The organism is Lactococcus ileimucosae (genome assembly GCF_943193185.1).
Taxonomy (GTDB): Bacteria; Bacillota; Bacilli; order Lactobacillales; family Streptococcaceae; genus Lactococcus; species Lactococcus ileimucosae.
Genome location: NZ_CALPDE010000005.1, coordinates 30,292 through 43,531, shown reverse-complemented (window position 1 = coordinate 43,531; position 13,240 = coordinate 30,292). Strand labels below are relative to the sequence as shown.

Annotated in this window: 12 protein-coding genes; 10 read left to right on the top strand and 2 right to left on the bottom strand. The window is 40.3% G+C overall.

What is annotated here, in order from left to right; all coding sequences use genetic code 11:
* The first annotated feature begins 88 nt into the window (after positions 1-88).
* From NFR51_RS03780 to NFR51_RS03745, 8 genes are all read left to right on the top strand, one after another.
* Entirely contained in the window at positions 89-781 is a 693-nt protein-coding gene (locus NFR51_RS03780) for a YjjG family noncanonical pyrimidine nucleotidase (RefSeq protein WP_251712412.1), read from the top strand.
* A 103-nt stretch (positions 782-884) separates the two neighbouring features.
* Complete coding sequence (purD, locus tag NFR51_RS03775) at positions 885-2,117, top strand: phosphoribosylamine--glycine ligase (RefSeq protein ID WP_251712411.1); 1,233 nt, start codon at positions 885-887, stop codon at positions 2,115-2,117.
* Positions 2,118-2,119: 2 nt separating this feature from the next.
* On the top strand, positions 2,120-2,605 hold the full coding sequence (gene purE, locus NFR51_RS03770; protein WP_251712410.1) for a 5-(carboxyamino)imidazole ribonucleotide mutase: 486 nt from the start codon (positions 2,120-2,122) through the stop codon (positions 2,603-2,605).
* 122 nt (positions 2,606-2,727) lie between these two features.
* Entirely contained in the window at positions 2,728-3,840 is a 1,113-nt protein-coding gene (gene purK, locus NFR51_RS03765; RefSeq protein ID WP_251712409.1) for a 5-(carboxyamino)imidazole ribonucleotide synthase, read from the top strand.
* A gap of 30 nt (positions 3,841-3,870) precedes the next feature.
* The gene (locus tag NFR51_RS03760) at positions 3,871-4,674 is read left to right on the top strand and encodes a glycoside hydrolase family 125 protein (RefSeq protein ID WP_251712408.1); all 804 of its coding nucleotides are present in this window, start codon (positions 3,871-3,873) and stop codon (positions 4,672-4,674) included.
* 265 nt (positions 4,675-4,939) lie between these two features.
* Positions 4,940-5,533 carry a flavin reductase family protein gene (locus tag NFR51_RS03755; RefSeq protein WP_251712407.1) on the top strand — a complete coding sequence of 198 codons (594 nt, stop codon included), beginning with the start codon at positions 4,940-4,942 and terminating at the stop codon, positions 5,531-5,533.
* A 112-nt stretch (positions 5,534-5,645) separates the two neighbouring features.
* The gene (locus NFR51_RS03750) at positions 5,646-6,071 is read left to right on the top strand and encodes a universal stress protein (protein WP_251712406.1); all 426 of its coding nucleotides are present in this window, start codon (positions 5,646-5,648) and stop codon (positions 6,069-6,071) included.
* Between the two features lie 325 nt (positions 6,072-6,396).
* A complete protein-coding gene (locus tag NFR51_RS03745; protein ID WP_251712405.1) occupies positions 6,397-8,139 on the top strand; it encodes a hypothetical protein in 1,743 nt (580 codons plus the stop codon).
* A 247-nt stretch (positions 8,140-8,386) separates the two neighbouring features.
* Here the strand turns inward: NFR51_RS03745 and guaA are convergent, their stop codons facing one another.
* Positions 8,387-9,928, bottom strand: coding sequence for a glutamine-hydrolyzing GMP synthase (guaA, locus tag NFR51_RS03740; protein WP_251712404.1), 1,542 nt, complete (start codon positions 9,926-9,928; stop codon positions 8,387-8,389).
* A gap of 116 nt (positions 9,929-10,044) precedes the next feature.
* A complete protein-coding gene (gene coaA, locus NFR51_RS03735; RefSeq protein WP_251712403.1) occupies positions 10,045-10,965 on the bottom strand; it encodes a type I pantothenate kinase in 921 nt (306 codons plus the stop codon).
* Positions 10,966-11,114: 149 nt separating this feature from the next.
* Between coaA and NFR51_RS03730 the strand changes: the two genes are divergently transcribed.
* Both NFR51_RS03730 and NFR51_RS03725 read left to right on the top strand, forming a co-directional pair.
* Positions 11,115-11,720: a class I SAM-dependent methyltransferase gene (locus NFR51_RS03730; protein ID WP_251712402.1), complete on the top strand. Its 606-nt coding sequence runs from the start codon at positions 11,115-11,117 to the stop codon at positions 11,718-11,720.
* A complete protein-coding gene (locus tag NFR51_RS03725; protein WP_251712401.1) occupies positions 11,717-13,009 on the top strand; it encodes a pyrimidine-nucleoside phosphorylase in 1,293 nt (430 codons plus the stop codon). The genes NFR51_RS03730 and NFR51_RS03725 overlap by 4 nt, the downstream gene beginning before the upstream one ends.
* Positions 13,010-13,240 lie beyond the last annotated feature (231 nt).

Below are 13,240 nucleotides of genomic sequence, written 5' to 3'. Positions count from 1 at the left end.
TGCCTTATTTTCGTGAAAAAACTCTTTTGTTGAAAAAATTTCAACAAATCGTTAAACTAGATTCATATATTTTTTAGGAAGAGAGAAAATGACTGTACTACTTTTTGATATAGACAATACGCTTCTTGATTTTGATAAGGCAGAATATATGGCTTTGGGAAAAATTTTTGAACAGTATCATATTGAAGATACAGAGGAAAATAGGGCTATCTATTCGCGTGAAAATAAAGCCTTATGGCGCAGTCATGAAGCAGGAGAAATCAGTCGTGAAGAGCTGCTTGCCACACGTTTTGCCAAAGCTTTTACGGCCTTGGGTGTAACCGAAGTTTACGATGCTTCTGCCGTTGATGCTACTTATCAGCGTTATCTTGCACAAGGTCATGAACTTATTTTTCATGCGAAAGAACTTTTGGATAGACTGGAACAGGAAAAAACAGAAATGTATATCGTCAGCAATGGAACGTCTAAAGTATCACGCCCGCGTATTTTAGAGTCCGGTATTGCTCGATATTTTAAAGATATTTTTATTAGTGAGGAAATTGGAAAACATAAACCTTCAAAAGAATTCTTTGATTATGTTTTTGCTCATATTGACCATGCGGAGGAGAAAGATTTTGCAATCGTTGGTGACACTCTAACGACAGATATCTTAGGTGGAAAAAATGCTGGAATAAAAACGATTTGGTATAACCCTAAACATTTAAGTGTTCAAGAGGAGTTGACGCCAGACTGTGAGATTGAAGACTTATTGGAAATCCCTTTTTTACCGGTCTTTTCCTGATAATTCCGAACGTTTGAACAAGAATATATTTAAAAAGCCCTTTAGGGCTTTTTCTTTTCCTCCAAATATCTTAAGATAGAAGTGAGAAAGAAAGTGAGGTAACATGAGGGTTTTAGTCGTTGGTTCAGGTGGGCGTGAACACGCAATTGCGCGAAAATTTGCTCAAAGTGAGAAGGTAGATAAAGTTTTTATTTGCCCTGGAAATGTCGGAATGGCAGAAAAAAAGCTAAAAATAGTAGCTATTTCCGAACTTGACAATCAATCTTTGGTTGATTTTGCCAAAAAAGAAGAGATTGATTTGACTTTTGTCGGTCCAGAAACAGCATTAATGAACGGTATCGTTGATGTATTTTTAGAAGAAGGCTTGCGTATATTCGGCCCAAGAGCTGATGCAGCACAGATTGAAGGAAGTAAGAGCTTTGCTAAATCCATTATGAAAAAATATGGTGTGCCAACGGCAGACTATGAAAGCTTTTTAGACTTGGAAGAAGCCCTAAACTATGTTGAGAAAAAAGGTGCTCCTATTGTTATTAAGGCCGATGGATTGGCTGCGGGCAAGGGTGTCACTGTAGCAATGGATTTAGAAACAGCAAGAGCTGCTTTAAGAGACATTTTCCAGATGAATGAAGCAAAAGTAGTTGTGGAGGAATATCTTGAAGGTGAGGAATTTTCCCTCTTCAGCCTGGTTCATGAGGGTAAGATATACCCACTGCCTATTGCTCAGGATCATAAGCGGGCCTTTGATGGAGATCAAGGACCTAACACAGGGGGGATGGGAGCATATGCGCCAGTACCTCATATCCCAGAAAGGATTGTTCAAGAAGCTTTAGAGAGAATTGTTGAGCCAACGATTGCTGGATTAAGGGCTGAAAACAAATCCTTCACAGGAGTGCTTTATGCAGGCTTAATATGGACGGCGCAAGGTGTAAAGACAATTGAGTTTAATGCTCGGTTTGGTGATCCAGAAACGCAAGTGGTTTTGGAGACAATAAGGAGTGATTTTGCTGAAAATATAATAGATATTTTAGAAGGCAGAGAACCACAGTTGGTTTGGAATACAGATGAAATCACTTTAGGAGTGGTCGTGGCGAATCAAGGTTATCCTAATGCCTCAACAGAAAGTGTGCCCTTACCTGATTTGTTTGATTTAAATTGCTTTTATGCTGGCGTTGTCGAAAGGGAGGGACAGCTGTTTTCAAGCGGTGGACGTGTGTATATGGTTACGGAAACAGGGACAGACATAGGGAGCATTCAGAAAGTATTGTATGCAAAATTAGACAGTTTAGACAATAAAGGGATGTTTTACCGAACAGATATCGGAAATAAAGGAGTGTGAAAATGTCAGAAGTTGCAGTTATTATGGGCTCTCTTTCAGATTGGGAGACAATGAAGCAAAGTGCGCAGATTTTGGAAGAGTTTGGTATAGCTTTTGATAAAAAAGTGGTATCGGCACATCGGACACCAGAAATAATGCTGGATTTTGCTAAAAATGCAGAAAAGCAAGGCTATAAGGTAATTATTGCAGGAGCTGGAGGGGCAGCTCATTTGCCGGGGATGGTTGCTTCGATGACGTTACTTCCCGTCATTGGTGTGCCAATCCAGTCTCGTGCTTTATCTGGTTTGGATAGTCTTTACTCGATTGTCCAAATGCCAGGAGGTGTACCTGTTGCTAGCATGGCTATAGGAACAGCAGGTGCCAAAAATGCAGGCCTCTATGCGGTCCAGATTTTAGCGCTTGGTAATAAAAGTTTGACTAAAAAATTAAAAAAATACCGGGAAAATGCTGCAGAAATATCTGTGACATCGACCAAAAAATTGCTGTAAACTTATACTTTAAAAGTTAGCGTAATATTTGTAAAAATAATTCTATTTTAGTAAATAAAAATCCGTATAATTAACGGATTTATTTTTGAACTATCCAAAAAAGAGTAGGGGAAAGAAGAAAAATGACCTATAATGAGAATATGCAACATAAGAAAAAAACAATTGGAATTATTGGTGGGGGTCAGTTAGGACAGATGATGGCTATTTCTGCACAATATATGGGTCACAAAGTAATCACTTTAGACCCTAATCCGAGCTGTCCCGCAGCAAAATGTTCGGACGAGTTGCTTATTGCTGATTACGATGATGTTGATGCCCTTCTAAAATTGGCCTATGCTTGTGATTTAATAACTTATGAGTTTGAGAATGTATCATCAAAAGCCCTACATGAATTAGAAACATGTGTAGACATTCCACAAGGCATCAGATTGTTGGAAATCACGCAGAACCGCAAGTTAGAAAAAGAGTTTTTAGAAGAGTGTGGGGTAAAGGTGGCACCATGGAAGCTGGTTTATGGTGCTCAAGACCTTCCAGAAAGGGTGACCAAGAAGCAGGTTCTTAAAACAACAACAGGCGGCTATGACGGACATGGGCAGGTCGTCTTAAAGAGTGACGAGGATTTGAAAGCGGCAATAAAATTAGCAGGCAGTGCCGAGTGTGTTTTGGAAGACTACGTTAATTTTTCTTGTGAAATTTCGGTTATTATAAGTGGAAATGGTAAAAAATTTGTTACCTTTCCCTTATGTCAAAACGAGCATATTAACAATATTTTACACCGAACAATTGCTCCTGCACTCGTTTCTTCTGAAATAAGCGAAAAAGCAGAACGCTTAGCTCTAGCAATAGCAGAAAAGCTCCAGCTTTCAGGGACTCTTTGTGTTGAAATGTTTCTCACAGAGTCAGGAGATATTTATGTTAATGAACTTGCTCCGCGCCCACATAATTCGGGGCATTACACAATAGAAGCTTGTGATTTTTCACAGTTTGATTTGCATATCAAAGGCATACTTGGTGAAGAATTGCCAAAGCCTCGTCTTTTAAAAAGGGCGGTTATGATAAATATCTTAGGTCAAGATGTTACTAAAGTTGAAAAAATAAACCGTGAACATCCAGAATGGCACATTCATGATTATGGGAAGTTAGAAGCAAAAGTAGACAGAAAAATGGGACATATTACAATTCTGACAGATGACATTTTAGAAAGTCTGGCGGAAATATCAAGTTTGAAGATATAGAGAATCAAAATGATAACAGGGAGGAAGAGGATGAACACGATTAGATTATCGATGGAAAGTAGAAAATCGATTTTTCGAATCGAAACTCTGAGTGAAGAAATTAATCCTGAATGGGCGATTGTATTTAGAAATTGCTTTAAAGATCCCCTGGTTGATTATTTGGAAAACAAAGAAAAAAATAGAGTGTGTCAATTGTTGCAAGGAAGTTCAACAAAGTGGCTTCAACGCTCTGCCATGCAAGCAAGCTTATATTTACCTCTTGCTTCAAATGATGAAATGATTCGAGAAATGATTGCTCATGTGTTAAAGCAGCATTTTGAGTTTGTCAATACGAGCTATTCTTCCGTAGAAATCAATGGAGAAGAGAGGAGTAAGGCTGAACTTTATCGTTTGTCCTATCCTCTACAGCTTGCCTATCTCTTTTATTTGAGGACAGAAGATATTAGTCAGTTCAGCCTGTTATTTACCTCAGCTTCTTCAAGAATTCTAGCCCTATGGGAAAAAGAGCTGATAGGGTCAGGCAAAAAGGTTATTCTTGAGAAAGAATTTCTTATCGAAGTCATTCAATATTTAGAAGAAATTTTTAGAAATATTACGCGACATGCTGCTTTAGAAGAACAAGCATTCACACTAAAAAAACGACTTGTCAGTCATGCCGAATTTGCTTCTCAAGAGGAACACGCTCTCTTTCGTAAGGGGCTTTTGGTAGAAACTTACCGAGAAAAAGAAAAAATTCTCAACCTTCTGTTAGGTAAAATGAAAGAAATACAGTACCAAGATACGGTGATAGATCTCTTGTTTTGCCAACTTTTATTGAATTATTTTAAAGTTTAGAAGCTGTATCTCTGAGTGAGGAGAGAACTTTTGAAGTACAATATTTTTGAAAATTATTGAGAAGATGGTATAATAAAATAAATTTACATTTGTAAACAAAGTGTTGATTTAATTTGCCTTGTTATGGTCATTATATCTTGCCAATCCTCTCTATTTTAGGAATGAAGAAAGAGAGAGTGGCGCATCTGTGCCGCTTTTGGCATTGAAACAGGAAGAGAAAAGTGCCATCCATGGAAAAACAAAAAACGACTTATAGGGAGAGAAGATGAAGGCATTTAAAACAAAGGATATGAACAGTAAAGAAGCGTATAAGCTTATATCTGGTCTTGTTGTCCCAAGACCTATTGCTTGGCTCACAACGCAAAATAGTCAAGGTGTTGTCAACGCCGCTCCTTTTAGTTTTTTTAATGTAGTTTCTAAAGAGCCTGTTATTGTCTCTATTGCGATGACAGAGATGAAGGATTCTGTCAGAAATCTTTTAGAAAGAGAGGAAGGGGTTATTCATTTGGTCAACACTGAGAATGTCGAAGCAATGAATCAAACGTCCGCCCCTCTTGCCGCTAATGAAAGTGAAGTTGAAAAGTTTGGAATCAGTTTAACAGCCTCTCAAGAAGTTGAGGTACCGGCTATCGCAAATGCTAAGGCTCGACTAGAGGTGACACTCTATAAGCACATACCTGTAGGAAAAACCAGTCATCTCATGCTTTTAGAAGTCAAAAATATACTGATGGATGACGCAGTTATAGACGAGGATAAACTTTATATTAAAGCTGAGGCATTAGATCCTGTTGCTCGTTTGTCTGGAAGAGCTTATACGGCTTTAGGTGAAACATTTGAAATCACAAGACCTATAAAATAAAAGAAATATCACTTGTTTATTTTAATGCTATTAGTGTCTTTTTCTGTCCTTTTGTTTTAAAATATAGATATAGAAAAGTTAAATTGACAATTTTAAAATAAGGGAGGTCTTTATGGAAAAACAGTACAAAAATATCATGGTCGCAGTAGATGGCTCTGAACAATCTGATAAAGCAGTGCGTGAGGCTGTTAAGATAGCTAAAGAAAATGAAACTTCACTCCTTGTTTTACATGTTAAAGACGATATTCGGCTTTATGGCTCAACCTACGGTGCACCGCTTATTCTTGAAAATCTAGAGGAGCAAGCGCGAGCAATTATAGATAGAGCAGCTGACATCATTAAGAAACAGGTTGAGTTCAAGACTTATCGTGTGGAGGGTTCGCCTAAGAAAGAAATTATTGACTTTACCCAAGAACATGACATTGATTTAATCGTCATTGGTGTCACTGGTAAGGGCGCATTTGATCGGCTACTGGTGGGCTCAACGACTGCCTATGTTATTAATCATGCGAACTGTAATGTTATGGTCGTCAAGTGACCTAAGAAGTAATCTATACACTTTATGGGGCTTGTATCCTCTATGGCGCTAGATGAAAATCTACTGCCATTTTTTTATAGCTGCAGTGGTTGATGAAAATGAAAGGACTCTCCCACAAGCCACTGCTTATATCTTCTTGCCCTCCCCTGTGTAGCAGCTCAGCCACAGCCTTTGGATAGCTTGAAGTCACTTTAAAAAGCTCTTTTCTCCTCATCTAAATACTATTTCACTTTCATTTTCTTTTTTTTTTATAATACTCTTAGAGTTTGTAACAAAAGAAATCTTCTTGTTACATCATATTTATGGAGTAGGTGGAAAAATAGAAATGGAACAAAAGAGAAAGCTAGGCGTTCTTTTAGCCATATTGTCGGTTTTGTTGTTGATTTCAGGAACCTTCGCATGGTTCTCCTTCACACAGCGGGCCATCAATGACCGCAGTGGCAATATCAACTTTGAAGAAGTCGGGCGCCTGCACGACTACTTTGACCGCGCCTCAGGCAACAAAGATGTCTTTGCGGAGAACTTTGGCGATGCACCTATCTTGGTGCGCGTTAAACTCCTCGAATACATGGAAATCAATGGCGAATCCTTAGTCCAAGCCGACCCCCAAGAGGTGGCAGAGGGCAACGCGGTTCAACCCATCAAGGAAGACACGGGCACATGGACCCCTTGGACACCGGAAGCCTCAGGCAACACAGTCGGCCAACGTGTCGGACCAGGTGCCGCCTTCAACGCCCGTGCCCGCTGGACCGTCGGTTGGAATCCCCGCGCAGCCACAGACGGCTCAGGTCAGCTGAATGCCCCCTACTTCATGCCGACCTTTAACCGTGCCCGCGACAACCACAAGACAGCTGCTGCAGGCGACGGACGTGACTGGACCCAGTCGGGCGAAGAAGCCGATACTTCAGCCAGTCCTGATGGGACCAATGCCGGAGCAGATGCCACAGGGGTCACCCATCCCGGGAATGGGACAGATGGCTACTGGCACAATGGCAGAACAGCCACTTCTATTTTAGGGACACCGCCCGATACAGAAGACGGGACACACACGGCTCGCCAGACCGTCATCCAAGACCAGCCGGTCATGTTGCTCAGCCAGTGGAATGCTCTTCCAGTGCAAGACCGTGTGGGGAACTTCTGGGTGGTGGATCCTCAAACAGGTTGGGCTTACTGGGCTAATCTGCTCTTCCCAGAGGAGGCAACCTCTTTCCTCCTCGATCAGGCTAATTTTTCTACGAGCGGGATTCGGGGAGATTATTATTATGGGATTAAGGCCGTTGCTAATATGGTTGCCAACACAGATGGTGATGTGTCTGCTCTTTGGGAGGAAGCCCCAGAAAACCATAGCGACCTTGCCAAGAAGTTGGTGGATGAAGTACGTAATGGCTTGCCTATCCTTGGTGAGATGGAGCCGGGTCAAACATTCTCTATGCGTGGGACACAGTACCGCTATCTTGAGAACAAGGGGGATGGGAATCACTTGGTCATCTCACATAGAGGTCCTTCAGTTGCTTGGAACACTATTCCGGGTATTAATAGTTATAATGGTTCAACAGCTGACCTTGCCGCACGAAACTGGCATGACAATCTGCCTTCTGTTATTCGCCGTCAAGTTCAACCTGTGCAAAAAGAATTTACGGGTACAGGACCTGATGCGTATATTCAAGGGCATCCGGAGTGGGTAGGAGCAGGAGGAGGTTCTTGGCCAGATATGCCGTGGGTAGATACTATTGGATTTACGCTAGACTTAACTTATAATGCCTTTACAGATGCTTTGCGCAATGACTTTGCGGAGGTGGATCCAAGTGGTGAAAGAAAGGCTTTTATGCTATCTCTTGCGGAGGTCAATCATCTTTCGGGACCAGGGAAAGCCTACCCAACAGCAGTAAGCCGAACAACGACACTTGATGGAACCAGAACCCCTTTTAATGCAGAAAGACCTTGGCTCATAGGAAATACAACAGGTGTTATCACAGTAGCTGCGCATGTAAACAATTCCTCCTTACACATATCTTCCCCCGCCCTCATCCTCCGCGACCAAGACGGTGCATGGACTTCAAAGATATAGCAGCAAAAATCCAGTGATTTTTCAAGAGGCCTTTGTTTTTCGTTATGGTGAATTTAAACTATTTTTTCTCTGAGAAAAAACAAAACGTGCTTAACTTCAGCAGTCGTATGCGCACAGTTAAGCACTTTTTCACTGACTTTTTTGTGTCCAATTTTTTCAAAATCAATGTTTTTTATTGATTTTCGTAAAACAAAAACCGCTCTGTTGAGCGATTTTTAATTTCTATTTTAGCTATTTTACCTAGCTATTATTCCCACTCAACAGTTGCAGGTGGTTTAGAGGTAATATCGTAGACAACGCGGTTAACATGGTCTACCTCATTTACGATACGTATTGAAATCTTTTGCAGAACATCCCAAGGGAGTTTCGCAAACTCTGCTGTCATGCCGTCAATAGAAGTAATAGCACGGATAGCAAGTGTATAATCGTAGGTCCGGCTATCTCCCATGACACCAACTGAACGAACGCCTGTGTTAACAGTGAAGTACTGCCATACGTCACGGTCTAAACCAGCGGCAGCAATTTCTTCACGGAGGATGGCATCAGATTCACGAACAACCGCGACCTTCTCAGGTGTCAAATCTCCCATGACACGAATGGCAAGACCAGGTCCTGGGAAAGGTTGCCGCCAAACGATTTCATCAGGCATACCAAGTTCCGTACCAAGGGCGCGTACTTCATCTTTGAACAGTGTATTTAAAGGTTCAATCAATTCAAACTGCATGTCTTCTGGCAACCCACCGACATTGTGGTGTGACTTGATTGTTTGAGCTGTATCCGTTCCTGACTCAATCACATCTGTGTAGAGCGTTCCCTGTGCAAGGAACTTCACGTCTTTAAGTTTAGATGCTTCATCATCAAAGACATAAACAAATTCGTTACCGATGATTTTACGTTTTTTCTCTGGATCAGAAACACCAGCTAGTTTATTCATGAAACGTTCTTCCGCATTTACACGGATAATGTTTAAGCCAAATTTGCCTCCCAACATATCCATAACTTGGTCGCCTTCTCCCTTGCGGAGAAAACCATGATCCACAAAGATAGAAGTCAATTGATCACCTATTGCACGCTGCAAAAGCACACCTACAACTGAAGAATCAACACCGCCAGAGAGGCCAAGCAAGACTTTTTTATCACCAACTTGTTCTCGGATTTTCTTGACTTGCATGTCAATGAAATTTTCCATTGACCAATCACCTTTAGCACCGCAGATATTCAAGGCAAAGTTACGGAGCATGTCTGTACCGTATACGGAGTGACGTACTTCAGGGTGAAATTGAATACCGTAAATGTTGCGCTCTGTATCTTCAACGGCAGCAAATGGACTGTTTGGGGAAGTTGCGACAACGTGGAAACCTTCTGGAAGTTTAACAACACGGTCACTATGACTCATGAGCACATCTTGTGTGTTAGGTGTATTGGCAAAGAGTTTAGACGGAGCTTTTAACTCAATGGGAGCAACACCATATTCTCGTTCAGAGGCACCTTCAACTTTACCACCTAATTTGTGACTAATCAGTTGCATGCCATAGCAGATGCCTAAGATAGGTAAACCGAGCTCAAAAATTTCGGGATCAATATCAAATGAACCTTCATCGTAAACAGAATTAGGTCCCCCAGAAAGAATAATTCCCACAGGATTTATTTCACGGATTTCTTGAGCTGTGACTTTGTGACTCATCAGCTCCGAGAAAACACCTATTTCGCGGATGCGACGAGAAATTAATTGGTTATACTGACTACCGTAGTCAAGAACGATAATTTTTTCAAGTTGTTTATCAGACAAGGGGGCCTCCTAAAAATTAATATTAAAATATTTTATCATAAAAGAGTTGATTATAAAAATGTTTGACATAAAAAAACAGTTATTTTAATTAAAGAGTAAGTTGTTGTTATGCTACTTTAAAATTTCTTCAAATAAATTTTATCAATGTAATGATTGGCAGTTTTGTGCAAGATGACTTCGGCGCGGTTACGTGTTGGCTCAATATAGTCGCGCAAGTTAGGCAGATTAGTGTTTGTCCATGTTTGACGAGCGAGCTGCATTACCTCATCGTAAGGCATTTTTGTGAATTGGTGATAATAGTTATGGGGATCATTTTCGGCAAGTTTGAGTAGACTGTCAAACCGTTCCAAGTACCATTTTTCAATCAATTCCTCATCAGCATCGACATAAATAGAGAAGTCATAAAAATCACTGACATAAAGAAGTTCGCTTTGCGGATTTTGGAGAACATTTATTCCCTCTAAAATCAAAATGTCAGGCTGGTCGATAATTTGGGTTTTATCTTCGATGATGTCATAAGTTTCATGGGAATAAAGGGGGATTTCACAGCGCTCACTGTTTTTTACACGATAGAGAAAGTCCAAGAGTCGTTCCATGTCATAACTTTCGGGAAAACCCTTGCGCTCAAGTATTTTGCGTTCTTTTAGAACAGATGTAGGGTAAAGAAAACCATCTGTCGTTACAAGTTCAACACTTAGTTTTTTAAATTCACGGGAAAGAAGCAGTTGAACGAGGCGCGCAGTTGTGGATTTTCCGACAGCGACAGATCCAGAAATTCCAATGATTAATGGTGGTGTTTGAACAATTTTTTGTAAAAACAAGCCTTTGGAGAAGCTTAAATCTTCGATGTTCTTTTTATATAAGCGTACCAAATGGATTAAGGGAAGGTAGACATCAATAACGTCTTGCAGTGAAATTTCATCATTGAGTGAACGAATGGCATCCAGATCTCTATTTGTCAAGGGGACTATGGAAGACAGGTATAAATTTTGCCAAGTTTCACGTGAGATTTCATCATAATTAATGAATTTATTCATAAGGATATTTTAGCACATTTTCTCTTTGTTTAGAAAATTTGCAGAAAGGAAGAGAGTAGAGTCATAAAGTAAGTTTTTTAAGACTCTGATTTCTGTTTGTAAAGGTTTTCTGAGAAAAAATAAAATATTTTGTGATAAAATAAACTGTGATGGTAAAAACAAATATGTATTATGAAGACAACCGAGATTTAGCACATGATGTGCAGGAATTATCGGTTGAACTTTTGGGGCTTCCCTTGCGCTTTCTGACAGATGCAGGTGTCTTTTCTAAAAACGCTATTGATTATGGCTCACGTGTTTTACTGGACAACTTTCAACCAGAGGAGGCAGAGACTTTGCTTGATGTTGGCTGTGGCTATGGGACACTGGCTTTAACCTTAGCAAAGAAATATGGCTTGAAAGCCACACTTGTAGATGTAAATAGCCGTGCCCTTGATTTAGCCAAGAAAAATGCAGATAAAAATAATATAGAAGTTGACGGTATTTTTTTATCAAATATATATGATAATGTTGAACAAAGCTTTGATGCTATTATTTCAAATCCCCCTATTCGTGCGGGAAAAGAAGTGGTACATGCTATTTTATCTGATGCTTATAGGCATTTAAATGATAATGGCCATTTGACTGTCGTTATTCAGAAAAAACAGGGCGCGCCGAGTGCGCAAAAGAAAATGAATGAGGTCTTTGGTAACTGCGAAGTCGTTGCTAAAGACAAAGGATATTATATTTTAAGAAGTTACAAGGAGAAACTATGACCTATAGAATGGTAGACCTGATTCAAAAAAAACGTGATGGTGGCCACTTTGATAAAGCTGAAATCGATTGGCTCATCTCTGGTTATGCAACGGGTGAAGTTCCGGATTACCAAATGGCAGCACTTGCTATGGCCATCTATTTTAAGGGAATGACGACAGAAGAAACAGCCAACTTAACCATGGCTATGGTTGCTTCAGGTAAAGAGTTTGATTTGTCTGCCATTCCTGGAGTTAAGGTAGACAAACATTCGACGGGTGGTGTAGGTGATAAAGTAACAATTATTTTAGCACCTTTAGTGGCGAGTTTTGATGTCCCTGTCGCTAAAATGTCTGGTCGTGGTTTAGGACATACTGGTGGAACATTAGATAAGTTAGAATCCATTCCTGGCTTTGAAATTGAAAAAACAGAAGAAGACTTTATCAGCCAAGTAAAAGATTCAGGAATCGCGGTGATTGGTCAGTCTGACGAGTTGGTCAAAGCAGACAAGCTTCTCTATGCCCTTCGGGATGTGACAGCCACAGTTGATATTATTCCATTGATTGCAAGCTCTATCATGTCTAAGAAAATTGCTTCGGGATCAAATGCCATTTTGCTTGATGTAACTGTTGGCGACGGTGCTTTCATGAAAAATATCGAAGATGCGCGTCTCTTAGCGCGTACCATGGTTGACTTAGGGAAGGCTGTCGGACGTGAGACGGTAGCAGTTTTGACTAATATGAACCAACCTCTAGGACATGCTATTGGTAATCGTAATGAAATTACGGAAGCTGTGAATACGCTAAATGGCAAAGGTACATCGGAATTCCGTCACTTTATCGCGGAACTGGCTCAAATTATGCTTGCATTAGCAGGTGTAGAAAAAACTGTTCCAGAAATCATCGAAAACCTTGATAATGGTAAAGCTTATGCTAAATTCCTTGCCATGTGTGAAGCACAACACGGGGATGCAACAGCATTTAATCATTTGACTGCAGAATTAAACGTGGCACATACTGTGGAGATTCATGCTGAGCATGAAGGTTTTATCTCACAAGAAAAAGCAATGGGTATTGGTATGGTTGCGATGAAGTTAGGTGCAGGACGAGCAACCAAGACAGATACAATCGATTTTGAAGCCGGTATTAATCTCGCAAAAAAAGTTGGTGACTTCGTCCAAAAGGGTGACCTTATCGCTACACTTTACAGTAATCAAGAAATTTCACCAGAATTGATTGCGGAGTTTAAGGACAGTATCGAAATTTCTGACCAGCAAGTTCATGCACCTGAAATTTTGGAAGTTATTCGCTGATGAAAAATGAACTTCCCCCTATTCCTAACGGAATAAAAGCTCTCTAAAGTGTAGCAGCGGCTGTACTTGGCGCAATTGGAATGAATCTTTGGGCACAGAATACGCTGCTCAAAATAGCACTTTTTATCCTTATCTTTGTCTTGGTTTATACGATGATTGGTATGCTTTACCTTAAAAATCGCAAGCCCAAATAATTTTTAACGTTTACAAATAAAGCGGACTTTGCCCGCA

Excerpts from the sequence above, each read along its gene's own strand:
- NFR51_RS03780 (WP_251712412.1), top strand. The coding sequence starts at position 89 with ATGACTGTACTACTTTTTGATATAGACAATACGCTTCTTGATTTTGAT.
- purD (WP_251712411.1), top strand. The coding sequence starts at position 885 with ATGAGGGTTTTAGTCGTTGGTTCAGGTGGGCGTGAACACGCAATTGCG.
- purE (WP_251712410.1), top strand. The coding sequence starts at position 2,120 with ATGTCAGAAGTTGCAGTTATTATGGGCTCTCTTTCAGATTGGGAGACA.
- purK (WP_251712409.1), top strand. The coding sequence starts at position 2,728 with ATGACCTATAATGAGAATATGCAACATAAGAAAAAAACAATTGGAATT.
- NFR51_RS03760 (WP_251712408.1), top strand. The coding sequence starts at position 3,871 with ATGAACACGATTAGATTATCGATGGAAAGTAGAAAATCGATTTTTCGA.
- NFR51_RS03755 (WP_251712407.1), top strand. The coding sequence starts at position 4,940 with ATGAAGGCATTTAAAACAAAGGATATGAACAGTAAAGAAGCGTATAAG.
- NFR51_RS03750 (WP_251712406.1), top strand. The coding sequence starts at position 5,646 with ATGGAAAAACAGTACAAAAATATCATGGTCGCAGTAGATGGCTCTGAA.
- NFR51_RS03745 (WP_251712405.1), top strand. The coding sequence starts at position 6,397 with ATGGAACAAAAGAGAAAGCTAGGCGTTCTTTTAGCCATATTGTCGGTT.
- coaA (WP_251712403.1), bottom strand. The coding sequence starts at position 10,965 with ATGAATAAATTCATTAATTATGATGAAATCTCACGTGAAACTTGGCAA.
- NFR51_RS03730 (WP_251712402.1), top strand. The coding sequence starts at position 11,115 with ATGGTAAAAACAAATATGTATTATGAAGACAACCGAGATTTAGCACAT.
- NFR51_RS03725 (WP_251712401.1), top strand. The coding sequence starts at position 11,717 with ATGACCTATAGAATGGTAGACCTGATTCAAAAAAAACGTGATGGTGGC.